Consider the following 25,151-nt stretch of genomic DNA (forward strand, 5'->3'; position numbering starts at 1 on the left):
ATCAATTGGTCGCAGGTTCGAATCCTGCACGACCCACCAATGTAAAAAAGCGCCCTAAAGGCGCTTTTTTGCTATTCAGGCATCTCTCAATTTCAATTCTTGACCCTGATGACATACTCCGCGCTTGCTGCGTAAACGACTCTACGTCGGAGGAATAAGACGCAAAGTGTGGCATTCGGCATCTCATACGTAATTCGAGTGACTTTTCCCTACCATTCGACTATCTTGTTTAGCATATAAAACAAATTATGCCGATAACAGCGAATATCACGCTTATGTCGGTTTTAACGTTAAGCCTGTAAAACGAGATGGTGAGATGAGCGTGATGTTTGATCCAGACACGGCGATTTATCCTTTCCCCCCGAAACCGACGCCGTTAAGCATTGATGAAAAAGCGTATTACCGCGAGAAGATAAAACGTCTGCTAAAAGAACGTAATGCGGTGATGGTTGCCCACTACTATACCGACCCCGAAATTCAACAACTGGCAGAAGAAACCGGTGGCTGTATTTCTGATTCTCTGGAAATGGCGCGCTTCGGTGCAAAGCATCCCGCTTCTACGTTGTTAGTCGCTGGGGTGAGATTTATGGGAGAAACCGCCAAGATTCTCAGTCCGGAAAAAACAATTCTGATGCCGACACTTCAGGCTGAATGTTCACTGGATCTCGGTTGCCCTGTTGATCAATTTAACGCATTTTGCGATGCCCATCCCGACCGTACTGTCGTCGTCTACGCCAACACTTCTGCGGCGGTAAAAGCGCGCGCAGATTGGGTGGTAACTTCAAGCATTGCCGTCGAACTTATTGATCATCTGGATAGTTTGGGGGAAAAAATCATCTGGGCACCCGACAAACATCTGGGGCGTTACGTGCAAAAACAGACGGGCGCAGACATTTTATGCTGGCAGGGTGCCTGCATTGTGCATGATGAATTTAAGACTCAGGCGTTAACCCGCTTGCAAAAACAATACCCGGATGCTGCCATACTGGTGCATCCAGAATCACCACAAGCTATTGTAGATATGGCAGATGCGGTCGGTTCCACCAGTCAACTGATCGCTGCTGCGAAAACATTGCCACATCAGCGGCTTATCGTAGCAACCGATCGGGGTATTTTCTACAAAATGCAGCAGGCAGTGCCAGATAAAGAGTTACTGGAAGCACCAACCGCAGGCGAGGGTGCTACCTGCCGCAGCTGCGCGCATTGTCCGTGGATGGCGATGAATGGCCTTCAGGCCATCGCAGAAGCATTAGAACAGGAAGAAAGCAATCACGAGGTTCATGTTGATGAAAGGCTGCGAGAGAGGGCGCTGGTGCCGCTTAATCGTATGCTGGATTTTGCGGCTACACTACGTGGATAACTGATAATAAGGCGTCAGGTTACGCTTTGGGGGAAAGATGGATTTTTTTAGTGTGCAGAATATCCTGGTACATATACCAATAGGTGCTGGCGGTTATGATCTCTCATGGATCGAAGCGGTAGGCACGATCGCCGGGTTGCTGTGTATTGGCCTCGCCAGTCTGGAGAAGATCAGCAACTACTTCTTTGGCCTGATCAACGTTACCCTGTTTGGCATTATTTTCTTTCAGATTCAGCTGTATGCCAGCCTGCTACTACAGGTGTTTTTCTTTGCCGCGAATATTTACGGCTGGTATGCGTGGTCGCGACAAACCAGTCAGAACGAGGCTGAGTTAAAAATTCGCTGGCTGCCACTACCGAAGGCGTTAACCTGGTTGGCAGTTTGCGTTATTTCGATTGGCCTGATGACGGTATTTATCAACCCAGTGTTTGCATTTCTGACCCGCCTGGCAGTTATGATCATGCAAGCGTTAGGATTACAGGTTGCAATGCCTGAACTGCAACCGGATGCCTTCCCGTTCTGGGATTCCTGCATGATGGTGTTATCTATCGTGGCAATGATACTGATGACGCGTAAGTATGTGGAAAACTGGCTATTGTGGGTGATTATTAACGTGATTAGCGTCGTTATTTTTGCACTTCAGGGCGTTTATGCCATGTCGCTGGAGTACATTATCCTGACGTTTATTGCCCTTAACGGCAGTCGGATGTGGATTAACAGCGCGCATGAAAGAGGTTCACGCGCGCTGTCCCATTAATGGTGATGATGCGAGTGGCCAGACACCACTTCATTCAGGTGGCAGTCTGGCCCATGACAAGGTTGATATTCCATCTGGATGGTGGCGTGTGCAATCTGATAGTGATCCATCAGATAATGTTGGATCTGATCCAACAACGCGTCGTGATCGTGTGGCGGGATCACCTGTACATGTAGTGTCATCACTGGCTTTTCACCCACCATCCAAACATGCACATGGTGTACATTACGGACTTCCGGAATTTCCCGGCACATACGACGTTTCATTTCAGCGATATCCAGCGAAACTGGCGCACCTTCAAGTAATTCATTCACGCTGTCTTTCAATAGCCGCCAGGCGCTACGCAGAACCAGAAGCGATACCAGTATTGAGAGAATGGGGTCAGCAGGTGTCCAGCCGGTCCAGATAATAATCAACGCGGCAATAATAGCCCCAACCGAACCCAGCAGGTCTCCGAGCACATGCAGTGCCGCTGCGCGCACGTTGAGGTTTTTCTCTTCGCTGCCGTGATGAAGTAACCAGAAAGAAAGTATATTTGCCAGCAGCCCAGCCACGGCAATAGCCATCATCATGCCACCCTCGACCGGACGCGGCGTGCGGAAGCGTTCTATCGCCTCCCAGACAATCAAAATGGTAATCACCACCAGAGCAATAGCATTCACAAACGCCGCGAGCGTGGTCAATCTTAGCCAACCGAAAGTGTGGCGAATGGTGGGAGGGCGACGTGAAAATTGCACGGCGAGTAGGGCGAAAAGCAGGGCGGCAGTATCGGTCAACATATGACCCGCATCGGCCAGCAATGCCAGAGAACCGGAAAGAAAACCACCAATGACTTCTACCAGCATAAACCCGGCAGTCACGCCGAAAGCATATAACAAGCGACGAGCATTATTATCTTCTGGCAGGTGTGAGGAACTGTGTGAGTGTGCCATGACGAGTCATCCCTTAATTATTCTCACTTAACTTTATGACATCATACTGCTTTTAGAAGAGAAAAATAAAAAAGGAGAGACTCCGCTCTCCCAATATTGGCTACTTTGTAACGTTACTGGGTGGTACCGTCGGTTTTGGTATCAACATCATTGTTGATGCCATCACCGGTTTGGACTTTTTTATTAATATCCGGGCAGCGACCATCTTTGCACATGGTGTTTTTGTGCTCTTCATCTTTGGTCATGCCGTCATTGTTCATTGAAGAACCATCCGGATGCAGCATTGTGCCACCAGAACCGGTATTTACCCCGTTATTGTCGACGTTATTTGGCGCGACATTTTCACGAGCGTCCGGGGCAACCTGGCCCGCATCTGCCGCGGCGTTTGCCTGGCCGTTATTGCTTTGCGCTCCGCTATCGGCAGCCAGTGCGGCTCCGCTGGCAAGGCTTAGAGTGGCAGTCAGAAATAGTGTGGCCAGTTTTGTCATTTTCATAGGATGCTCCTGTTATGGTCGTTATGTCGGATAACCTCTTCCAACAGTGCATTTGCAGGTGAATATAAGGCAATGGTTTAAGATTTCAGCCAGGTTATAAAACGCAGCAGAGAATCTTGAAATAATTAACAAACAAAGGAGTTACAGTTAGAAATTGTAGGAGAGATCTCGTTTTTCGCGACAATCTGGCGTTTTTCTTGCTAATTCCAGGATTAATCCGTTCATAGTGTAAAACCCCGTTTACACATTCTGACGGAAGATATAGATTGGAAGTATTGCATTCACTAAGATAAGTATGGCAACACTGGAACAGACATGAATTATCAGAACGACGATTTACGCATCAAAGAAATCAAAGAGTTACTTCCTCCTGTCGCATTGCTGGAAAAATTCCCTGCTACTGAAAATGCCGCGAATACGGTTGCCCATGCCCGAAAAGCGATCCATAAGATCCTGAAAGGTAATGATGATCGCCTGTTGGTGGTGATTGGTCCGTGTTCTATTCATGATCCCGTCGCGGCTAAAGAGTATGCCACTCGCTTGCTGGCGCTGCGTGAAGAGCTAAAAGATGAGCTGGAAATCGTAATGCGCGTCTACTTTGAAAAGCCGCGTACCACAGTGGGCTGGAAAGGGCTGATTAACGATCCGCATATGGATAACAGCTTCCAGATCAACGACGGCTTGCGTATTGCCCGTAAATTGCTGCTCGATATTAACGATAGCGGTCTGCCAGCAGCGGGTGAATTCCTGGATATGATCACCCCGCAATATCTCGCGGACCTGATGAGCTGGGGAGCAATTGGCGCACGTACAACGGAATCGCAGGTGCACCGTGAGCTGGCGTCTGGTCTTTCTTGTCCGGTAGGTTTTAAAAATGGCACCGACGGTACGATTAAAGTGGCTATCGATGCCATAAATGCCGCCGGTGCGCCGCACTGCTTCCTGTCAGTGACTAAATGGGGGCATTCGGCGATCGTGAACACCAGCGGTAATGGCGATTGCCATATCATTCTGCGCGGCGGTAAAGAGCCTAATTACAGTGCGAAACATGTCGCAGAAGTGAAAGAAGGGCTGAACAAAGCAGGCCTGCCAGCGCAGGTGATGATCGATTTCAGCCATGCCAACTCGTCCAAACAGTTTAAAAAGCAGATGGATGTTTGTGCTGACGTTTGCCAGCAGATTGCCAGTGGCGAAAAAGCCATTATTGGTGTGATGGTGGAAAGCCATCTGGTGGAAGGCAATCAGAGCCTGGAGAGCGGGGAACCGCTGGCCTATGGCAAGAGCATCACCGATGCCTGCATTGGCTGGGAGGATACCGATGCTCTGTTACGTCAACTGGCGAATGCAGTAAAAGCGCGTCGCGGGTAATTTATAGTCGAATCGCCATGACTGTACGTTTGTAACCCTGATAAGGCGCGCAGCGTCGCATCAGGCAATGTGCTCCATTGTAAGCGATAAAAAAGCCGACTCAATTGCAGTCGGCTTTCTCATTTTTAAGCGAATGACGTTTACTTCGCTTTACCCTGGTTAGCAACGGCCGCTGCTTTCGCCGCGATCTCGTCAGCATTACCCAGATAATAGCGTTTCAGCGGTTTGAAATTCTCGTCGAATTCATAAACCAGTGGCACGCCAGTCGGGATATTCAGCTCAAGAATCTCTTCTTCGCTCATATTATCGAGATATTTCACCAGCGCACGTAACGAGTTACCGTGTGCGGCGATGATCACGCGCTCACCGCTCTTCATTCGCGGCAGAATAGTTTCATTCCAGTAAGGGATCACGCGGTCAATGGTCAGCGCCAGGCTTTCCGTCAGCGGCAGCTCTTTCTCGCTCAGCTTTGCGTAACGTGGATCGTGGCCCGGATAACGCTCATCATCTTTAGTCAGTTCCGGCGGAGTTACCGCAAAACCACGACGCCACTGTTTCACCTGCTCGTCACCATATTTTTCAGCGGTTTCCGCTTTGTTCAGACCCTGCAACGCACCGTAGTGACGTTCGTTCAGTTTCCAGGATTTCTCAACGGGCAGCCATGCCTGATCCAGTTCGTCCAGCACATTCCACAGGGTATGGATAGCGCGTTTCAGCACAGAGGTGTAAGCAAAGTCAAAGCTGTAACCTTCCTCTTTCAGCAGCTTACCAGCTGCTTTTGCTTCGCTTACGCCTTTCTCAGACAGATCCACGTCGTACCAACCGGTGAAACGGTTTTCTTTGTTCCACTGACTTTCGCCATGACGAACCAGAACCAGCTTAGTTACAGCCATATACTTACTCCTCAAATCATCTTTTAATGATAATAATTCTCATTATATTGCCGTGACGAAGCAACAGCAATGCTTACGCATAACCATAGCGAAAATAGTGTCGCAGTGTAAGGTTGTTGTGAATATTGAGTTGCAAATATGTCGGTGTTTGCTGGTGATTTGAGCAATATAAGGAGAAAGCCCTCATCGCGAGGGCTTAAAGTTATTCAGCTATAAACTGATATTCAGTCAGGCTGGAATACTCTTCGCCAGGACGCAGGAAGCAGTCCGGTTGCGGCCATTCAGGGTGGTTTGGGCTGTCCGGCAGGAACTCGCTTTCCAGCGCCAGACCCTGCCAGTCGGCGTAAGGTTCAGTTCCCCGTGACGGCGTGCCACCAAGGAAGTTGCCGGAGTAAAATTGCAGAGCCGGAGCGGTGGTGTAGACCTTCAGTTGCAATTTTTCATCTGCTGACCAGACATGCGCCGCCACTTTCTTGCCATCACCTTTAGCCTGTAACAAGAACGCGTGATCGTAACCTTTCACTTTGCGCTGATCATCGTCGGCAAGAAATTCACTGGCGATGATTTTGGCGCTGCGGAAATCAAAAGACGTTCCGGCGACAGATTTCAGGCCGTCGTGCGGAATGCCGCCTTCATCAACCGGCAGATATTCGTCTGCCAGAATCTGTAGCTTGTGATTGCGTACGTCAGACTGCTCGCCGTCGAGGTTGAAATAGACGTGGTTAGTCATATTCACCGGGCAAGGTTTATCAACCGTGGCGCGATAAGTAATAGAGATACGGTTATCGTCGGTCAGACGATACTGCACTGTCGCGCCGAGATTCCCCGGAAAGCCCTGATCGCCATCATCTGAACTCAAGGCAAACAGCACCTGACGATCGTTCTGGTTCACAATCTGCCAGCGACGTTTGTCGAACCCTTCCGGGCCGCCGTGCAGCTGGTTGACGCCCTGACTTGGCGAAAGCGTTACGGTTTCACCGTCAAAGGTATAACGGCTATTGGCGATGCGGTTGGCATAACGACCAATAGAGGCCCCCAGAAACGCGGCCTGATCCTGATAGCATTCCGGGCTGGCGCAGCCAAGCAGCGCCTCGCGGACGCTGCCATCGGAAAGCGGAATACGGGCGGAAAGTAAAGTCGCACCCCAGTCCATCAGCGTGACTACCATCCCTGCGTTGTTACGCAAAGTTAACAGTCGGTACGGCTGACCATCGGGTGCCAGTGCGGGAGTTTCGTTCAGCACTGTCCTGCTCCTTGTGATGGTTTACAAACGTAAAAAGTCTCTTTAATACCTGTTTTTGTTTCATATTGTTCAGCGACAGCCTGCTGTACGGCAGGCACCAGCTCTTCCGGGATCAGCGCGACGATACAGCCGCCAAATCCGCCGCCGGTCATGCGTACGCCACCTTTGTCGCCAATCACAGCTTTGACGATTTCTACCAGAGTGTCAATTTGCGGCACGGTGATTTCGAAATCATCGCGCATAGAAGCATGAGACTCCGCCATCAACTCGCCCATACGTTTCAGGTCGCCTTGCTCCAGTGCGCTGGCTGCTTCAACGGTACGGGCGTTTTCAGTCAGGATATGACGCACGCGTTTCGCCACGATCGGGTCCAGTTCATGTGCAACAGCGTTGAACTCCTCAATAGTGACATCGCGCAGGGCTGGCTGCTGGAAGAAACGCGCGCCGGTTTCGCACTGTTCACGACGGGTGTTGTATTCGCTGCCAACCAGGGTACGTTTGAAGTTACTGTTGATGATGACGACAGCCACACCTTTCGGCATGGAAACCGCTTTGGTGCCCAGTGAGCGGCAATCGATCAGCAAGGCATGATCTTTTTTGCCGAGCGCGGAAATCAGCTGATCCATGATCCCACAGTTACAGCCAACAAACTGGTTTTCTGCTTCCTGGCCGTTAAGTGCGATTTGTGCGCCGTCCAGCGGCAGATGATAAAGTTGCTGCAATACGGTTCCGACCGCGACTTCCAGTGAAGCGGAAGAACTTAACCCTGCACCCTGCGGCACATTGCCGCTGATCACCATGTCCACACCGCCAAAGTTGTTGTTACGCAGTTGCAGATGTTTCACTACGCCACGGACGTAGTTAGCCCATTGATAGTTTTCATGTGCGACAATAGGCGCATCAAGGGAAAACTCGTCAAGCTGATTTTCATAATCGGCTGCCATCACGCGAACGTTACGGTCATCACGTGGCGCACAGCTAATGACGGTTTGATAATCAATTGCGCAGGGCAGAACGAAACCGTCGTTGTAGTCGGTGTGTTCGCCAATAAGATTCACGCGGCCAGGCGCCTGAATGGTATGAGTGGCAGGGTAGCCAAATGCATTGGCAAACAGAGATTGTGTTTTTTCTTTCAGACTCATTACTTACACTCCGGATTCGCGAAAATGGATATCGCTGACTGCGCGCAAACGCTCTGCTGCCTGTTCAGCCGTCAGGTCACGCTGGGTTTCTGCCAGCATTTCATAACCAACCATAAATTTACGTACGGTGGCGGAGCGCAACAGAGGTGGATAAAAGTGTGCGTGCAGCTGCCAGTGTTGATTCTCTTCGCCAGTAAATGGCGCGCCGTGCCAGCCCATAGAATAGGGGAAGGAGCACTGGAAGAGGTTGTCATAACGGCTGGTCAGCTTTTTCAACGCCAGAGCCAAATCGCTGCGCTGGGCGTCGGTCAAATCGGTGATCCGCAAAACGTGGGCTTTGGGCAGCAGTAGCGTTTCGAACGGCCAGGCAGCCCAGTAAGGCACAACGGCTAACCAGTGTTCGGTTTCGACAACGGTACGGCTACCGTCTGCCAGCTCGCGCTGAACATAATCCACCAGCATTGGTGATTTCTGCCCGGCGAAATATTCTTTTTGCAGGCGGTCTTCGCGCTCAGCTTCGTTAGGCAGGAAGCTATTTGCCCAAATCTGTCCGTGCGGATGCGGGTTAGAGCAGCCCATCGCCGCGCCTTTGTTTTCAAAGACCTGCACCCACGGGTATGTTTTCCCCAGTTCTGCGGTTTGCTCCTGCCAGGTTTTGACGATTTCCGTCAATGCCGCAACGCTCAGTTCTGGCAGCGTTTTACTGTGATCCGGTGAAAAGCAGATCACCCGGCTGGTACCGCGCGCGCTCTGACAACGCATCAAAGGATCGTTGCTTTCTGGCGCATCTGGCGTGTCAGACATCAAGGCCGCAAAGTCATTAGTGAAAACGTAAGTCCCGGTGTAATCGGGGTTTTTATCGCCTGTCACCCGCACATTACCTGCGCAGAGGAAGCAATCTGGATCGTGCGCAGGTAACACCTGTTTGGCTGGCGTTTCCTGCGCCCCCTGCCAGGGGCGCTTAGCGCGGTGCGGTGACACCAGAATCCATTGCCCGGTGAGCGGGTTATAGCGGCGATGTGGATGATCAACGGGGTTAAATTGCGTCATGGTCGTTCCTTAATCGGGATATCCCTGTGGATGGCGTGACTGCCAGTGCCAGGTGTCCTGCGCCATTTCATCGAGTGTGCGCGTTACGCGCCAGTTCAGTTCACGGTCGGCTTTGCTGGCGTCCGCCCAGTAGGCCGGAAGATCGCCCTCGCGACGCGGTGCAAAATGATAGTTAACCGGTTTGCCGCAGGCTTTACTGAAGGCATTCACCACGTCCAGCACGCTGCTGCCTACGCCAGCGCCGAGGTTGTAGATGTGTACGCCTGGCTTGTTCGCCAGTTTTTCCATCGCCACGACGTGTCCGTCCGCCAGATCCATTACGTGGATGTAATCACGCACGCCAGTACCATCTTCGGTCGGATAATCGTTACCAAAAATCGCCAGCGAGTCGCGACGGCCTACAGCAACCTGGGCGATGTATGGCATCAGGTTATTCGGAATACCTTGCGGATCTTCGCCCATATCGCCCGACGGATGCGCGCCAACCGGGTTGAAATAGCGCAGCAGGGCAATGCTCCAGTCCGGCTGGGCTTTTTGCAGATCGGTGAGGATCTGTTCCACCATCAGCTTGCTTTTGCCGTAAGGACTTTGTGGTGTGCCGGTCGGGAAGCTTTCAACGTATGGAATTTTGGGCTGATCGCCATAAACGGTGGCGGAGGAGCTGAAGATAAAGTTTTTGACGTTAGCGGCGCGCATGGCGCTAATCAGGCGCAGGGTGCCGTTGACATTGTGGTCGTAATATTCCAGCGGTTTTTGTACCGATTCGCCAACGGCTTTCAGCCCGGCAAAGTGGATCACGGTGTCGATAGCGTGATCGTGCAGGATTTCGGTCATCAACGCTTCGTTACGGATATCGCCTTCAACAAACGTTGGATGTTTGCCGCCTAAACGCTCGATAACAGGCAGTACGCTGCGCTTACTGTTACAGAGGTTATCAAGAATGATGACATCATGACCGTTTTGCAGTAATTGCACACAGGTATGACTTCCAATGTAACCGCTACCACCGGTAACCAGAACTCTCATAATTCGCTCCATTAGGCTTATGGTATGAAATAACCATAGCATAACAAAGATGCGAAAAGTGTGACATGGAATAAATTAGTGGAATCGTTTACACAAGAATTTAGCCGTTTTTTATGCGCGATTAAGTGATTATAAAACAGAGGGTTTATGAATGATTGCGCTTTTTATCTGAAAAAAGACGCGGTTTCATACCTGGATGTGTCGAACTTTAGGCCGGAGAGGGCGCTAAGGCCGCCTCCGGTACAGTCAGCATTACCGACTCAGTTTATTTTTGTCAGCGCATAACGATAGAGGTCACCGTCCGCCACGAACTCAAGACGATGGGAAATACAGGCGGGCGCATCTTCGGCGTGGTGTGAAACAAACAATAATTGCGTTTCACCTTCGCTAATCAGCACATCAACAAAACGGCGGATAAGCTGGCGATTGAGTGGATCAAGTCCCTGTAAAGGTTCATCAAGAATAAGCAAAGTCGGATGCTTCACCAGTGCGCGAACGATCAGCGCCAGACGTTGCTGTCCCCAGGAAAGACTATGGTAAGGCGCGTCAGCCGTGCGTTTATCAATGCCGAGAATATCCAGCCACTGCTGCACCAGTTTTTGCTGGCGATCTGAAACGGCCTGATAAATGCCAATCGAATCAAAATAGCCAGAAAGGATCACATTACGCACGGTAGTGCTGACCCGGTAATCCAGATGCAAACTACTGCTGACGTAACCGATATGCTTTTTGATATCCCAGATGGTTTCGCCGCTGCCGCGACGTCGTCCAAAAAGCGTTAAATCGTTGCTGTAACCTTGCGGATGATCGCCAGTAATCAGGCTTAATAGCGTCGATTTTCCCGCGCCATTTGGCCCGACAATTTGCCAGTGTTCGCCTGGATTCACCTGCCAGCTAAGGTTATTAAGAATGGGGCGATCGTTATAAGAAACCACGCCATTTTTCAGCACAATGCGCGGTTCGTTGGCGGGTAAGGCGTGACGTGCTGAAGGTTCATCTGGCTCCGGCAGTTGCACACCTTCAAGCTGTTCGCTATGCGCCAGTTGCGCGACGAGTGCTTGTTGGAGCAGTTCCTCTTTAGCGCCAGTTTCCGCTAACGTGCAATCCGCCAGCACGCCAGCAAACTGGACAAATTCCGGGATCTCATCGAAGCGATTGAGCACCAGTACCAGAGTAATACCGGACTGATGTAACGAGGCGAGTCGCTCAGCCAGATGCTGACGTGAGGCAGCATCCAGGCCATCGAACGGCTCATCAAGAATCAACAAGTCTGGCTCCGACATCAGCGCCTGACAGAGCAGGGTTTTTCGCGTCTCGCCAGTGGAAAGGTATTTAAAGCGTCGGTCGAGGAGGGCGGTAATACCGAACTGCTGCGCCAGTTGTATGCAACGCGGTGCATCCTTTACTTCATCCTGAATGATTTCAGCCGTGGTACGCCCGGTGTCATCTTCGCCAGGGGCGAGCATATCGGTGTTATTCCGCAGCCATTCGTCGCTGACGAGCTTTTGCAATTGCTCGAAGGAGAGACGAGTAATATGGGAAAACTGACTTTGCCGTTCACCTTTCAAAAGCGGAAGTTCCCCCGCCAGCGCGCGGGCCAGCGCCGATTTCCCGCTGCCATTAGAACCGACAAACGCCCAACTATCACCCGCGTTTAACGTTAGCTGAGGCAATTGCAGCGTTTTTGTGTCGCCAAGACGAAACGTGCCTTGCAAAATTTGCAACGATGACATTTTATATCCCATTTTTTGCAGCGATTACTGACAGGGATACGTGTTCCAGCAAAGATTGTCAATGTGCTTAGCACAAGGTCGCGATAATCACCCGGTCGGCATTAAAATATGCAGTCACAGAACTACCTTCTTGTAGGTTTGCCGATTTTTCTGTCGGTACGGTGGCACAAAGTGTTTGTCCATCTGGTAACGTCATCAACACTTCGCACTGCTCCTCGCCTCGTTCTATATAACTAATAATACCCGGCAACTGGTTGTCAGCAGCCATGGCAACACTCGTCTCCTGAGTAATACCGACCCACGGTGCTTTAAGCAGAATCAGAACTTCTTTACCTTCTTCCAGACCAAGGCGCTCACTACTACGAGCGGTGATAGCGACTTTTAATCGCGTTTTTCCATCAGCCAGTAATACATCGACATGTTCCTGTACTTGATGGTGATCGCGGGCAGTTATGGTGCCAAACCACTGATTACGGGCGCTGGTTTGCAGGGAAAAACGGGAGATCGCCGCCAGCAGGCTATCGAGTGGCAGAGCATCGTCATCGCTTAAAACATCGAATGCTTTTTGTTGAATTTGTGCCAACAAATCATAAAGCTGAATCAGTCGCTGACCGTAACGAGTCAGTACCGCACCACCACCGCCTTTTCCGCCAGTAGCGCGGTCAACCAGCGAATGCTCGCTCAGTTTGTTCATTTCGTTGATGGCATCCCAGGCGCTTTTATAGCTGATTCCTGCATCTTTCGCTCCCTGGCTGATAGAACCAGAAAGTGCGATGTGTTTTAGTAGCGAAATCCGGCGCGGATCGGCGAACAATTTTTGCTGAAGTTTCAGGGTAAGAAGGATTTCGGCCTGCATAACAATGTCCTGATAAAAAGACTATTGTGACGGAAAACCACTGTCGCGCAAAGACGACCGCACAAAAGGGGAGTGCTTTTCTGCGTTATACGGTTAGAATAAACAAAGGACTACATCTGGAGTTAACCATGTTAGAGTTATTGAAAAGTCTGGTTTTCGCCGTAATCATGGTACCTATTGTGATGGCAATCATCCTGGGTTTGATCTACGGTCTTGGTGAAGTGTTTAACATTTTCTCCGGCATCGGTCAGAAAGACCAGTCCAGACAAAATCATTGATTTTCCCTTAACGCCCGCTCAGTCGGGCGTTTTCATTATTCCCTTATTTCACCGCAGTGCCTGCCAGGGTTAACAACCCCCTAGGAAAATCCTGAGATTACCGTTATATTCTGACGAACATAACGAAACGGATAAGGATTTATCATGGCACAGAAGAAATGGTTACACCTTTTTGCCGGAGCTGCACTGTCTTTAAGTGTTGCAAGTCATGCATTAGCGGATGACGCTAAAATAACCGTTTTTGCAGCGGCTTCGCTGACTAACGCGATGCAGGATATTGCAACGCAATACCAAAAAGAGAAACACGTGGATGTTGTTTCCTCTTTTGCCTCTTCCTCGACACTGGCTCGTCAGATTGAAGCGGGAGCTCCTGCTGATCTATTTATTTCTGCTGATCAAAAATGGATGGATTATGCCGTCGATAAAAAAGCCATCGATACGGCCACACGTGAAACTCTGCTAGGTAATAGCCTTGTAGTTGTCGCGCCGAAATCCAGTGAGCAACAAGATTTTACCATCAACAAAGAAACAAACTGGACAACGTTGTTACATGGCGGACGACTGGCTGTTGGTGATCCTGAGCACGTTCCTGCCGGAATTTATGCCAAAGAAGCGCTGCAAAAACTGGGCGCATGGGATACCCTTTCAGGCAAACTTGCTCCGGCAGAAGATGTTCGCGGTGCGCTGGCACTGGTAGAGCGCAATGAAGCGCCACTGGGCATTGTTTATGGTTCTGATGCGGTTGCCAGCAAAGGCGTGAAAGTCGTAGCTACCTTCCCGGAAGATACTCATAAAAAAGTAGAGTACCCGGTTGCTATTGTGAAAGGGCACAACAACCCAACGGTAGCCGCGTTTTATGACTATCTGAAAGGGCCACAAGCGGCTGAAATCTTTAAACGTTACGGATTTACAACTAAGTAATGATTCTGACCGATCCAGAATGGCAGGCCGTTTTACTCAGCCTGAAAGTTTCATCCCTGGCCGTGCTTTTCAGCCTGCCGTTTGGGATCTTTTTTGCCTGGTTACTGGTGCGTTGTACCTTCCCAGGCAAAGCTCTGTTAGACAGTGTCTTACATCTGCCACTGGTGTTACCGCCAGTCGTGGTGGGCTATTTGCTGTTGATTTCAATGGGCCGACGTGGATTTATCGGCGAACGTCTGTATGACTGGTTTGGCATTACTTTCGCTTTTAGCTGGCGAGGTGCGGTGCTTGCTGCTGCGGTGATGTCCTTTCCCCTGATGGTGCGGGCAATTCGTCTGGCCCTGGAAAGTGTGGATATCAAACTGGAGCAGGCGGCCAGAACACTGGGGGCCGGACGTTGGCGCGTCTTCTTCACCATTACCTTACCGCTGACCTTACCTGGCATTATTGTCGGTACGGTGTTGGCTTTTGCCCGTTCGCTTGGTGAATTTGGCGCGACCATTACCTTCGTTTCCAATATTCCTGGTGAAACGCGCACCATTCCTTCAGCAATGTATACCTTGATTCAGACGCCTGGTGGTGAAACAGGAGCCGCAAGGCTTTGTCTTCTCTCCATTGCACTGGCAATGATCTCCCTGCTTATTTCTGAATGGCTGGCCCGGGTCAGTCGCGCACGGACGGGGAGATAATCATGCTGGAATTGAATTTCTCCCAGACGCTGGGAAATCACTGCCTGAGCGTAAACGAAACGTTACCAGCAACCGGGATCACGGCGATATTTGGTGTCTCCGGGGCGGGGAAAACCTCATTAATTAATGCGATAAGTGGCCTGACGCGTCCGCAACAAGGGCGTATTGTCCTCAATGGTCGGGTGTTAAATGATTGCGAAAAAGGCATTTGTTTGACGCCGGAACAGCGCCGGGTGGGCTATGTTTTCCAGGATGCGCGACTGTTCCCGCATTACAAAGTGCGTGGTAACTTGCGTTATGGTATGGCGAAAAACATGGTCAGTCAGTTTGATAAGCTGGTGGCATTGTTAGGGATAGAAGCATTGCTTGATCGCCTGCCAGGAAGTCTTTCAGGTGGTGAAAAACAACGGGTGGCGATAGGTCGGGCGCTCCTGACAGCACCGGAATTGTTGCTGCTGGATGAGCCGTTGGCGTCACTGGATATTCCGCGTAAACGAGAACTGTTGCCTTATCTGCAACGTCTGACCCGGGAAATCAATATCCCCATGCTTTATGTCAGCCATTCTCTGGATGAAATCCAACATCTGGCAGACCGGGTGATGGTGCTGGAAAACGGGCAGGTGAAGGCGTTTGGCCCTCTGGAGGAGGTCTGGAGCAGTAGCGTTATGCATCCGTGGCTACCCAAAGAGCAGCAGAGCACCATTCTTAAAGTCTACGTGCTGGAACATCATCCCCATTACGCAATGACTGCGCTGGCGTTGGGGGATCAACATCTGTGGGTAAATAAACTGGATGCACCACTGCAATCGACGTTGCGTATTCGTATTCAGGCGTCAGATGTCTCACTGGTGTTACAACCTCCACAGCATTCGAGTATTCGCAATATTTTGCGGGCCAAAGTCGCCCACTGTTACGACGATAATGGCCAGGTGGAAGTGCAACTCGAGGTGGGGGGGAAAACGTTGTGGGCACGAATTAGCCCCTGGGCCAGGGATGAACTGGCGATCAAACCTGGCCTGTGGTTGTATGCACAAATTAAGAGTGTGTCGATAACCGCCTGATCAAATCAGGCGGCTGTAAATAAACTGGGCAATGCTGTCGGTAGTGTTATCACCAATCACAATATTGGCACGTTCTTTCACTGCATCATCTGCATTGCCCATAGCAACACCAGTACCTGCGGCTTCCAGCATGCTGATATCGTTATAGTTATCGCCAAACGCAATAACATTTTCCATCGACCAGCCCTGCGCTTCGATCCATTGAGTAAGGCGTTTGCCTTTGCTATTACCTTTGCGTGCAACATCCACCTGGTCATGCCATGACCATTCGCATTCGAGGCCCAGCTGCTGTTCCACCTGCTTAGCGAACTGGCGTAATTTCGGCAGGTCTTCATCGGTTAATGCAAACTTCCATACGGCATTGACATCACGTGCCGCCTGCGCCAGTGAAGGCACTTGTGTAAAAGTAGGACGCTGATGTTCAGGCAGAGTCTGAGCCCAGTTAGAAGTGCGAATAACATGCCCGGTAGGATGCTCATACACCATCGCATCATCGACGTACATCAGGCCAGGAATATTATGCTGATTGAGCAAATCAATTAATTGTAATGCCTGGTCAACAGGCATTGGATCGGCTTGTAACACCTTTTTTGCTTGATAATCATACAAATAGGTTCCGTTACAGCAAATTGCAGGTGTATCTAATGCCAGTGCCTGATAAAAAGGATGAATAGCGACGTGATGGCGACCAGTGACAATGATAAGTTGATATCCCGCTTCTCTGGCGCGTGATAACGCTTCAAGGGAAGAAGGGAGTAATGTCTTTTTCGGCGTCAGTAACGTTCCGTCTAAATCAAGGGCAATCACGCGAGCGGACATGGGGTATTTTTCCAGATTAAGGTTAAGAGTTTTGTCTGCGCGAATGGTACACCGAGTCAGATAGTAGACAAAATTTTGTGCGTATATTCAGCATTGAACGCCAAAAGCGACTAGTTTTAGCTGTATTACGCAAATCAAGCCAGATGCTAAAAGTTAAGGAGCATTCATGAAACAAACCGTTTATATCGCCAGCCCAGAGAGCCAGCAAATCCATGTCTGGAACCTGAATCATGATGGCGCTCTGACGCTGACTCAGGTGGTTGATGTGCCGGGGCAGGTGCAACCGATGGTCGTAAGCCCGGATAAACGTTATCTCTACGTTGGCGTGCGCCCTGAATTTCGTGTACTGGCCTATCGAATCGCCCCCGATGATGGCGCACTGACTTTTGCCGCTGAATCCGCCTTACCGGGCAGCCCGACGCATATTTCCACCGATCACCAGGGACGCTTTGTGTTTGTTGGCTCATACAATGCGGGCAGCGTGAGTGTCACTCGTCTGGAGGATGGCCTGCCAGTGGAAGTCGTCGATGTTGTGGAAGGTCTGGATGGTTGCCACTCAGCGAATATCACGCCGGATAATCGCACTCTTTGGGTGCCGGCACTAAAACAGGATCGCATTTGCCTGTTTACAGTAAGCGATGATGGTTACCTTGCAGCCCAGGATCCGGCAGAAGTAACAACTGTTGAAGGCGCTGGCCCACGTCATATGGTATTTCATCCGAACGAACAATACGCATATTGCGTCAATGAGTTAAACAGTTCGGTAGATGTCTGGGAGCTTAAAGATCCGCACGGTAATATCGAATGTGTTCAGACACTGGACATGATGCCTGCTGATTTCTCCGATACCCGCTGGGCAGCAGACATTCACATCACCCCGGATGGCCGTCATCTGTATGCCTGTGATCGTACCGCCAGTCTGATTACGGTGTTTAGTGTTTCTGAAGATGGTAGCGTGTTGACGAAAGAAGGCTATCAGTCCACTGAAACTCAGCCGCGTGGTTTTAATGTTGATCACAGTGGTAAATATTTAATCGCTGCCGGGCAGAAATCCCATCATATCGCAGTCTATGAAATACACGGTGAGCAGGGCTTACTCACAGAGAAAGGTCGCTATGCGGTAGGGCAAGGACCGATGTGGGTCGTGGTGAACGCTCATTAATTGAGCTCTTTGGATAAAAGGGCCGCTATGCAATATAGCGACCCTTTTTTAACGCTTATACTCGTCATACTTCAAGTTGCATTACCCGGCCTTTCAGGGCCAACGTAAACGTTTTGTCCTGCAACTCAAGTTATTTGCTAAGGGTTATGACTTCGGCTCCGCAACCACTTTGCTACCTAAACCGCGGTTATTGTATTCCCACATGCGGTTGTAGTTAGTGTCATTCAGATTACGCTGTACTTCGTCGTTATCATCAACGCTGCCGGTATTACCCGCAAATGGACGATTGGAAATCACCGCATCGGCCCACGGTTTAGCCGTGTTAAAACCTTCGTTGATGGCGCTATCACGGATCACCACCTGACCGTTGGTATTGGCATCAACATCCAGCGAGCGGCCCAGTTGCGCCACGCCATCACCGGAAGCATTGAAACGGCTGTTTACGGCGAGGAAACCGTAATAGATGTTTGACAGCGTAGCCGGTGCAAACACATACGCTTCTTGCTGGGTACGGGAGTTCACCACGCGGAATTCGGTATTATCGAACACCACTGCGCCGCGACCAGAAACGATATCCACATCCCCTTCAATATAGCTATTCGTCACCAGCGTACGTGGCTGACGATTGGTTTCCAGACGGTTCTGTACACCGCTGTTGGTCACAAAGAAGGTGTTCTGACGACCGAGAATATTGACGTTATTGATCTGCACTTTGTCGCCATCAGTACGCAGCGCCACCGCCGGATGATTACCCGCATCTACGCTATCGCCCAGCGTGTTTTCGATGGTCAGGTTTTGCAGTTGCAGGCCATTGTTTTGTGACCAGAAGACCGCAGAACACAGAACACCGATACTGTCGCTACGCTTGCTCTGGCAGCTATCGTACATATACCACGCCGGTTTACCCGGCATGTATTTGCCGCGCGGATTGACGTCGTGACGCCAGTCGGCAGGGCTCATTGTGCCGTCAATCGAAAGGCCGATCTTCACATCAATCGGTTTTTCGCCTGTACCATAAACGGTAATTCCACCCGGAGCGGCAGGGACATACACCGTTCCCTGATATTCACCAGGCATCACGGCAATATACTGGCGCTTATTGGTGCGCTTGATAATTGCCGCATCTACCGCCGCCTGAATCGTGGTATGCGTTACACCCGGAGTACCCGCCGGGCCGACAACAAAGTCAGGTTGTGCAGGCAGAGTAATCGGTGATGGATTCCATGATGCTGCGCCCGGCGTCAGGGACGCAAAATAGTGCTGCGCATCGAAATTCTGCGCTTCTTTTGCCGACAGAATCGGGCGAGAAGCGGTACCAGGCGCGGTTTGATCAGAAGGACGTTGATCGGGCGGTGTTGAGCTACAGGCGGTCAGCGTCACGCCAAAAGCCAGTGCCAGCGCCAGACGGGAAACTGAAAATGTGTTCACAGGTTGCTCCGGGCTATGAAATGGAAAAATGAATCCGTTGAAGCCTGCTTTTTTATACTAACTTGAGCGAAACGGGAAGGTAAAAAGACAAAAAGTTGTTTTTAATACCTTTAAGTGATACCAGATGGCATTGCGCCATCTGGTTGAGCAATTAACTAAACATCGCAGTAATCGAGGCGCTTGCCAGAGAGTGGAAATGGACGTTAAAACCGACCATCGCGCCGCTGGCACCTTCATCGACATCAATACGTTCTACATCCAGCGCGTGAACGGTAAAAATGTAGCGATGAGTTTCGCCCTTCGGCGGCGCTGCGCCATCGTACCCGGTTTTACCAAAGTCAGTTCGCGTCTGCAAAACGCCGTCTGGCATTGCTACCAGACCAGAGCCAAACCCTTGCGGTAATACGCGGGTATCCGCAGGTAAGTTAACAACTACCCAGTGCCACCAGCCGGAGCCAGTTGGCGCATCCGGGTCGTAGCAGGTGACGACAAAACTTTTGGTTCCCGCAGGAACATCATCCCATGCCAGATGCGGCGAAATATTATCGCCATCGTAACCCATGCCGTTAAAGACATGACGATGCGGCAATTTATCGCCATCGCGCAGATCATTACTGATGAGTTTCATGAAACCTCCTTTCTTTTTTGCAGAAAGTGTAGCCAGAAACCCTCACGTTGACTTCCCGTTATTGGCAAAAAAATGTTTCATCCTGTACCGCGCGGTTAACCGCTGCGGTCAGGCGCAGCAACTGTTGCGGTAGAATAATATAGGGTGGCATCAGGTAAATCAGCTTGCCAAAAGGTCGGATCCAGACACCCTGTTCGACAAAGAATTTTTGCAGCGCAGCCATATTCACCGGACGAGTGGTTTCGACCACGCCAATCGCTCCCAGCACGCGCACATCGGCAACCATTTCGGCGTCACGGGCAGGAGCCAGTTGCTCGCGCAGTTGTGCTTCAATAGTCGCTACCTGCTGCTGCCAGTCGCCAGATTCGATAATGGCCAGGCTGGCGTTTGCTGCCGCGCAGGCCAGCGGATTGCCCATAAAGGTTGGCCCGTGCATAAAGCATCCGGCTTCGCCGTTGCTGATAGTTTCAGCCACTTCGCGCGTAGTGAGCGTGGCGGAAAGGGTCATCGTACCGCCGGTTAAGGCTTTACCGAGGCACAAAATGTCCGGCGCGATCCCCGCATGTTCGCAGGCAAACAGTTTGCCGGTACGACCAAAACCGGTGGCTATCTCGTCAGCAATCAGCAAGATACCTTCACGATCGCACATTTTGCGGATTCGTTTTAACCATTCCGGATGGTACATGCGCATTCCGCCAGCGCCCTGGACAATCGGTTCAATGATCACCGCCGCGATTTCATGACGATGCGCCGCCATCAGACGTGCGAAGCCCACCATATCGCGTTCATCCCATTCGCCATCCATGCGGCTTTGCGGCGCGGGAGCAAACAGGTTTTCTGGCAGATAGCCTTTCCACAGGCTGTGCATTGAGTTGTCTGGATCGCACACCGACATCGCGCCAAAGGTATCGCCATGATAACCATTGCGGAAGGTCAGAAAACGCTGGCGCGCTTCGCCTTTGGCTTGCCAGTACTGCAACGCCATTTTCATCGCCACTTCCACCGCTACGGAACCAGAGTCCGCGAGAAAAACGCACTCCAGCGGTTGCGGCGTCATTGCCACCAGTTTGCGGCACAGCTCGATGGCGGGCGCATGGGTGATACCGCCAAACATCACATGCGACATGGCATCAATTTGCGACTTCATTGCCGCATTGAGCTGCGGGTGGTTGTAGCCGTGGATTGCCGCCCACCAGGACGACATACCGTCAATCAGGCGTCTGCCGTCAGACAAAATCAGCTCGCACCCTTCGGCGCTCGCCACCGGATAAACCGGTAGCGGGGAGGTCATGGATGTGTATGGGTGCCAGATATGGCGTTGGTCAAAGGCAAGATCGTCCGTTGTCATAATCGACTTGTAAACCAAATTGAAAAGATTTAGGTTTACAAGTCTACACCGAATTAACAACAAAAAACACGTTTTGGAGAAGCCCCATGGCTCACCACCCACGCTGGACATTGTCGCAAGTCACAGAATTATTTGAAAAACCGTTGTTGGATCTGCTGTTTGAAGCGCAGCAGGTGCATCGTCAGCATTTCGATCCTCGTCAGGTCCAGGTCAGCACTTTGCTGTCGATTAAAACCGGAGCTTGTCCGGAAGATTGCAAATACTGCCCGCAAAGCTCGCGTTATAAAACCGGACTGGAAGCTGAGCGGTTGATGGAAGTTGAACAGGTGCTGGAGTCGGCGCGTAAAGCGAAAGCGGCGGGATCGACGCGTTTTTGCATGGGCGCGGCGTGGAAGAACCCCCACGAACGCGATATGCCGTACCTGGAACAGATGGTGCAGGGGGTAAAAGCGATGGGCCTGGAGGCGTGTATGACGCTGGGCACGTTGAGTGAATCTCAGGCGCAGCGCCTCGCGAACGCCGGGCTGGATTACTACAACCACAACCTCGACACCTCGCCGGAGTTTTACGGCAATATCATCACCACACGCACTTATCAGGAACGTCTCGACACGCTGGAAAAAGTGCGTGATGCCGGGATCAAAGTCTGTTCAGGTGGCATTGTAGGCTTAGGCGAAACGGTAAAAGATCGCGCCGGATTATTGCTACAACTGGCAAACCTGCCGACGCCGCCGGAAAGCGTACCAATCAACATGCTGGTGAAGGTGAAAGGCACGCCACTGGCAGATAACGATGATGTCGATGCCTTTGATTTTATTCGCACCATTGCCGTAGCGCGGATCATGATGCCGACCTCATACGTGCGCCTTTCTGCCGGACGCGAGCAGATGAATGAACAGACTCAGGCGATGTGCTTTATGGCCGGGGCTAACTCAATTTTCTACGGTTGCAAACTGCTAACCACGCCGAATCCGGAAGAAGATAAAGACCTGCAACTGTTCCGCAAACTGGGGTTAAATCCGCAGCAAACTGCCGTGCTGGCAGGGGATAACGAACAACAGCAGCGTCTGGAGCAGGCACTGATGACCCCGGACACTGACGAATATTACAACGCGGCAGCACTATGAGCTGGCAGGAGAAAATCAACGCGGCGCTCGATGCGCGGCGTACTGCCGATGCCCTGCGTCGCCGTTATCCGGTGGCGCAAGGCGCCGGACGCTGGCTGGTGGCGGATGATCGCCAGTATCTGAACTTTTCCAGTAATGATTATTTAGGTTTAAGCCATCATCCACATATCATCCGCGCCTGGCAGCAGGGGGCGGAACAATTTGGCGTCGGTAGCGGCGGCTCCGGTCACGTCAGCGGTTATAGCGTGGCGCATCAGGCGCTGGAAGAAGAACTGACCGAGTGGCTGGGCTATTCGCGGGCGCTGCTGTTTATCTCCGGTTTTGCCGCTAATCAGGCGGTCATTGCCGCGATGATGGCAAAAGAGGACCGCATTGTTGCCGACCGGCTGAGTCACGCCTCATTGCTGGAAGCTGCCAGTTTAAGCCCGTCGCAGCTTCGCCGTTTTACCCATAACGATGTCGCTCATCTGGCGCGACTGCTTGCTTCCCCCTGTCCGGGGCAGCAACTGGTGGTGACAGAAGGCGTGTTCAGCATGGACGGCGATAGTGCGCCACTGGCGGAAATCCAGCAGGTAACGCAACAGCACAATGGCTGGTTGATGGTCGATGATGCCCACGGCACGGGTGTTATCGGTGAACAGGGGCGCGGCAACTGCTGGCTGCAAAAGGTAAAACCAGAATTGCTGGTGGTCACTTTTGGCAAAGGATTTGGCGTCAGCGGGGCAGCGGTGCTTTGCTCCAATACAGTGGCGGATTATCTGCTGCAATTCGCCCGCCATCTTATCTACAGCACCAGTATGCCGCCCGCTCAGGCGCAGGCATTACGCGCGTCGCTGGCGGTCATTCGCGGTGAAGAGGGGGACGCTCGGCGCGAAAAACTGGCGGTACTCATTACGCGTTTTCGTGCCGGAGTGCAGGGTTTGCCGTTTACTCTTGCGGATTCATGTAGCGCCATTCAGCCATTAATCGTAGGCGATAACAGCCGAGCGTTACATCTGGCAGAGAAACTGCGCCAGCAAGGTTGTTGGGTCACGGCGATTCGCCCGCCAACCGTACCCGCAGGCACTGCGCGACTGCGCCTGACCTTAACCGCAGCACATGAAACGCAGGATATCGACCGGCTGCTGGAGGTGCTGCATGGCAACGGTTAATAAACAAGCCATTGCCGCGGCATTTGGTCGGGCAGCCGCACACTATGAGCAACACGCAGATCTACAGCGTCAGAGTGCTGACGCCTTACTGGCAATGCTCCCACAGCGTACATTCACCCACGTGCTGGACGCGGGTTGTGGACCAGGCTGGATGAGCCGCCACTGGCGTGAACGTCACGCGCGGGTGACGGCGTTAGATCTTTCGCCACTTATGCTTGAGCAGGCACGCCAGAAGGATGCCGCAGACCATTATCTGGCGGGAGATATCGAATCCCTGCCGTTAGCGACTGCGATGTTCGATCTCGCATGGAGCAATCTCGCGGTGCAGTGGTGCGGTAATTTATCCACGGCACTCCACGAGCTGTATCGGGTGGTGCGCCCCGGAGGCATGGTCGCGTTTACCACGCTGGCGCAGGGATCGATACCCGAACTGCATCTGGCGTGGCAGGCGGTGGACGAGCGCCCGCATGCTAATCGCTTTTTACCGCCAGATGAAATCGAACAGTCGCTGAACGGCGTTAATTATCAACACCATATTCTGCCCATCACGCTTTGGTTTGATGATGCGCTCAGTGCCATGCGTTCGCTGAAAGGCATCGGTGCAACGCATCTTCATGAAGGGCGCTACCCACGAATATTAACGCGTTCGCAGTTGCAGCGATTGCAACTGGCCTGGCCGCAACAACAGGGGCGATATCCTCTGACGTATCATCTTTTTTTGGGAGTGATTGCTCGTGAGTAAACGTTATTTTGTCACCGGAACGGACACCGAAGTGGGGAAAACCGTCGCCAGTGGTGCCCTGTTACAGGCCGCAAAAGCCGCAGGCTACCGGACGGCAGGGTATAAACCGGTGGCTTCAGGCAGTGAAATGAACGCGGAAGGCTTACGCAACAGCGACGCGCTGGCGTTACAGCGCAACAGCAGCCTGCTGCTGGATTACGTAATGGTAAATCCTTACACCTTTGCAGAACCCACTTCGCCGCACATCATTAGCGCGCTAGAGGGCAGGCCGATAGAATCATCGGTAATGAGCGCTGGATTACACGCGCTTGAACAACAGGCTGACTGGGTGTTAGTGGAAGGCGCGGGCGGCTGGTTTACGCCGCTTTCTGACACTTTCACTTTTGCAGATTGGGTAACACAGGAACAACTGCCGGTGATACTGGTAGTTGGCGTGAAACTCGGCTGTATTAATCACGCGATGTTGACTGCACAGGCAATACAACACGCCGGACTGACTCTGGCGGGTTGGGTGGCGAACGATGTCACGCCTCCAGGAAAACGTCACGCTGAATATATGGCCACGCTCACCCGCATGATTCCCGCACCGCTGCTGGGGGAAATTCCCTGGCTTGCAGAAAATCCAGAAAATGCGGCAACCGGAAAGTACATAAATCTTGCCTTGTTAAGCCAGTAATAAAATTGACCAATTTGCGAGCGGGATCGCGTAATTTCCTGGTGTTTGTTTAAGCAATTGAAATCGAAAAAAACAGAGAAATTTTTTTTACCCCCACAACATGAGATTTGTGGGGGAATAGTGCAGGCGGCAAGCCATATGGGCTGGAAGCAGTTATCCACCATTCCTGTGGATAACCATGTGCATTAGAGTTAGAAAACGTCAGGCAAGCGAGAGAACACGCGGCTTGCAGCTAAATTGCTGCGAAAGACGTCTCCAAAAAATATT

Annotated in this window: 25 protein-coding genes; 12 read left to right on the forward strand and 13 right to left on the reverse strand. The window is 51.5% G+C overall.

Features of this window, described 5'->3' with window-relative positions:
* The first annotated feature begins 316 nt into the window (after window positions 1-316).
* Window positions 317-1,360: a quinolinate synthase NadA gene (nadA, locus tag K0335_RS14780; RefSeq protein ID WP_104919383.1), complete on the forward strand. Its 1,044-nt coding sequence runs from the start codon at window positions 317-319 to the stop codon at window positions 1,358-1,360.
* Between the two features lie 37 nt (window positions 1,361-1,397).
* The gene (gene pnuC, locus K0335_RS14785; RefSeq protein ID WP_000345421.1) at window positions 1,398-2,117 is read left to right on the forward strand and encodes a nicotinamide riboside transporter PnuC; all 720 of its coding nucleotides are present in this window, start codon (window positions 1,398-1,400) and stop codon (window positions 2,115-2,117) included.
* Here the strand turns inward: pnuC and zitB are convergent.
* A complete protein-coding gene (gene zitB / locus K0335_RS14790; RefSeq protein WP_046076709.1) occupies window positions 2,114-3,049 on the reverse strand; it encodes a CDF family zinc transporter ZitB in 936 nt (311 codons plus the stop codon). The genes pnuC and zitB overlap by 4 nt on opposite strands.
* Window positions 3,050-3,162: 113 nt before the next feature.
* Window positions 3,163-3,543 carry a YbgS-like family protein gene (locus K0335_RS14795; protein ID WP_000784342.1) on the reverse strand — a complete coding sequence of 127 codons (381 nt, stop codon included), beginning with the start codon at window positions 3,541-3,543 and terminating at the stop codon, window positions 3,163-3,165.
* Between the two features lie 315 nt (window positions 3,544-3,858).
* Between K0335_RS14795 and aroG the strand changes: the two genes are divergently transcribed.
* A complete protein-coding gene (aroG, locus tag K0335_RS14800; RefSeq protein ID WP_001109201.1) occupies window positions 3,859-4,911 on the forward strand; it encodes a 3-deoxy-7-phosphoheptulonate synthase AroG in 1,053 nt (350 codons plus the stop codon).
* Window positions 4,912-5,051: 140 nt separating this feature from the next.
* Here the strand turns inward: aroG and gpmA are convergent, their stop codons facing one another.
* The 7 genes from gpmA to modE form a co-directional block, all read right to left on the reverse strand.
* A complete protein-coding gene (gene gpmA / locus K0335_RS14805; RefSeq protein WP_001295305.1) occupies window positions 5,052-5,804 on the reverse strand; it encodes a 2,3-diphosphoglycerate-dependent phosphoglycerate mutase in 753 nt (250 codons plus the stop codon).
* Window positions 5,805-6,006: 202 nt separating this feature from the next.
* Window positions 6,007-7,047, reverse strand: a complete 1,041-nt coding sequence (gene galM, locus K0335_RS14810) for a galactose-1-epimerase (protein ID WP_000931389.1) — start codon at window positions 7,045-7,047, stop codon at window positions 6,007-6,009.
* Window positions 7,041-8,189, reverse strand: a complete 1,149-nt coding sequence (galK, locus tag K0335_RS14815; RefSeq protein WP_104919385.1) for a galactokinase — start codon at window positions 8,187-8,189, stop codon at window positions 7,041-7,043. The genes galM and galK overlap by 7 nt, the downstream gene beginning before the upstream one ends.
* A 3-nt stretch (window positions 8,190-8,192) precedes the next feature.
* Window positions 8,193-9,239: a galactose-1-phosphate uridylyltransferase gene (galT, locus tag K0335_RS14820; RefSeq protein WP_000191513.1), complete on the reverse strand. Its 1,047-nt coding sequence runs from the start codon at window positions 9,237-9,239 to the stop codon at window positions 8,193-8,195.
* Between the two features lie 9 nt (window positions 9,240-9,248).
* Window positions 9,249-10,265, reverse strand: coding sequence for a UDP-glucose 4-epimerase GalE (galE, locus tag K0335_RS14825; protein WP_104919386.1), 1,017 nt, complete (start codon window positions 10,263-10,265; stop codon window positions 9,249-9,251).
* Window positions 10,266-10,525: 260 nt separating this feature from the next.
* Window positions 10,526-11,998, reverse strand: coding sequence for a molybdate ABC transporter ATP-binding protein ModF (gene modF, locus K0335_RS14830; protein WP_104919387.1), 1,473 nt, complete (start codon window positions 11,996-11,998; stop codon window positions 10,526-10,528).
* Window positions 11,999-12,065: 67 nt separating this feature from the next.
* Complete coding sequence (gene modE / locus K0335_RS14835) at window positions 12,066-12,854, reverse strand: molybdenum-dependent transcriptional regulator (RefSeq protein ID WP_001147427.1); 789 nt, start codon at window positions 12,852-12,854, stop codon at window positions 12,066-12,068.
* Between the two features lie 128 nt (window positions 12,855-12,982).
* On the opposite strand from modE, the gene K0335_RS14840 reads away from it, so the two are divergent.
* From K0335_RS14840 to modC, 4 genes are all read left to right on the forward strand, one after another.
* Window positions 12,983-13,132, forward strand: coding sequence for an AcrZ family multidrug efflux pump-associated protein (locus K0335_RS14840; RefSeq protein WP_000891511.1), 150 nt, complete (start codon window positions 12,983-12,985; stop codon window positions 13,130-13,132).
* 144 nt (window positions 13,133-13,276) lie between these two features.
* Window positions 13,277-14,053: a molybdate ABC transporter substrate-binding protein gene (gene modA, locus K0335_RS14845; RefSeq protein ID WP_000057526.1), complete on the forward strand. Its 777-nt coding sequence runs from the start codon at window positions 13,277-13,279 to the stop codon at window positions 14,051-14,053.
* Window positions 14,053-14,742 carry a molybdate ABC transporter permease subunit gene (modB, locus tag K0335_RS14850; RefSeq protein ID WP_000604030.1) on the forward strand — a complete coding sequence of 230 codons (690 nt, stop codon included), beginning with the start codon at window positions 14,053-14,055 and terminating at the stop codon, window positions 14,740-14,742. The genes modA and modB overlap by 1 nt, the downstream gene beginning before the upstream one ends.
* 2 nt (window positions 14,743-14,744) lie before the next feature.
* A complete protein-coding gene (gene modC, locus K0335_RS14855; protein WP_000891656.1) occupies window positions 14,745-15,803 on the forward strand; it encodes a molybdenum ABC transporter ATP-binding protein ModC in 1,059 nt (352 codons plus the stop codon).
* On the opposite strand, the gene K0335_RS14860 is transcribed toward modC, so the two are convergent.
* Complete coding sequence (locus tag K0335_RS14860; protein WP_001276280.1) at window positions 15,804-16,622, reverse strand: pyridoxal phosphatase; 819 nt, start codon at window positions 16,620-16,622, stop codon at window positions 15,804-15,806. It abuts the gene before it with no gap.
* Window positions 16,623-16,788: 166 nt separating this feature from the next.
* Here K0335_RS14860 and pgl point away from each other — a divergent pair, with 166 nt between their 5' ends.
* Window positions 16,789-17,784 (forward strand): 6-phosphogluconolactonase, encoded by a 996-nt coding sequence (gene pgl / locus K0335_RS14865; RefSeq protein ID WP_046082211.1) that lies wholly within the window; start codon window positions 16,789-16,791, stop codon window positions 17,782-17,784.
* Window positions 17,785-17,928: 144 nt separating this feature from the next.
* On the opposite strand, the gene K0335_RS14870 is transcribed toward pgl, so the two are convergent.
* The 3 genes from K0335_RS14870 to bioA form a co-directional block, all read right to left on the reverse strand.
* Window positions 17,929-19,212: a putative acyl-CoA thioester hydrolase gene (locus K0335_RS14870; protein WP_104919388.1), complete on the reverse strand. Its 1,284-nt coding sequence runs from the start codon at window positions 19,210-19,212 to the stop codon at window positions 17,929-17,931.
* A gap of 151 nt (window positions 19,213-19,363) precedes the next feature.
* Window positions 19,364-19,840 carry a kinase inhibitor gene (locus K0335_RS14875; RefSeq protein ID WP_000767391.1) on the reverse strand — a complete coding sequence of 159 codons (477 nt, stop codon included), beginning with the start codon at window positions 19,838-19,840 and terminating at the stop codon, window positions 19,364-19,366.
* Window positions 19,841-19,898: 58 nt separating this feature from the next.
* A complete protein-coding gene (bioA, locus tag K0335_RS14880; RefSeq protein ID WP_104919390.1) occupies window positions 19,899-21,188 on the reverse strand; it encodes an adenosylmethionine--8-amino-7-oxononanoate transaminase in 1,290 nt (429 codons plus the stop codon).
* Window positions 21,189-21,274: 86 nt separating this feature from the next.
* On the opposite strand from bioA, the gene bioB reads away from it, so the two are divergent.
* The 4 genes from bioB to bioD are packed head-to-tail and all read left to right on the forward strand — an operon-like array spanning window position 21,275 to window position 24,884.
* Window positions 21,275-22,315, forward strand: coding sequence for a biotin synthase BioB (gene bioB / locus K0335_RS14885; RefSeq protein WP_000930076.1), 1,041 nt, complete (start codon window positions 21,275-21,277; stop codon window positions 22,313-22,315).
* Window positions 22,312-23,466, forward strand: a complete 1,155-nt coding sequence (gene bioF, locus K0335_RS14890; RefSeq protein WP_104919391.1) for an 8-amino-7-oxononanoate synthase — start codon at window positions 22,312-22,314, stop codon at window positions 23,464-23,466. Before bioB ends, bioF begins: the two co-directional genes overlap by 4 nt.
* Complete coding sequence (bioC, locus tag K0335_RS14895; RefSeq protein WP_104919392.1) at window positions 23,453-24,208, forward strand: malonyl-ACP O-methyltransferase BioC; 756 nt, start codon at window positions 23,453-23,455, stop codon at window positions 24,206-24,208. Before bioF ends, bioC begins: the two co-directional genes overlap by 14 nt.
* Window positions 24,201-24,884, forward strand: coding sequence for a dethiobiotin synthase (gene bioD / locus K0335_RS14900; RefSeq protein WP_104919393.1), 684 nt, complete (start codon window positions 24,201-24,203; stop codon window positions 24,882-24,884). The genes bioC and bioD overlap by 8 nt, the downstream gene beginning before the upstream one ends.
* The last annotated feature ends 267 nt before the right edge of the window (window positions 24,885-25,151 follow it).

The sequence above is a fragment of the Escherichia sp. GZ89 genome (assembly GCF_019366485.1).
GTDB classification, from domain to species: Bacteria; Pseudomonadota; Gammaproteobacteria; order Enterobacterales; family Enterobacteriaceae; genus Escherichia; species Escherichia fergusonii.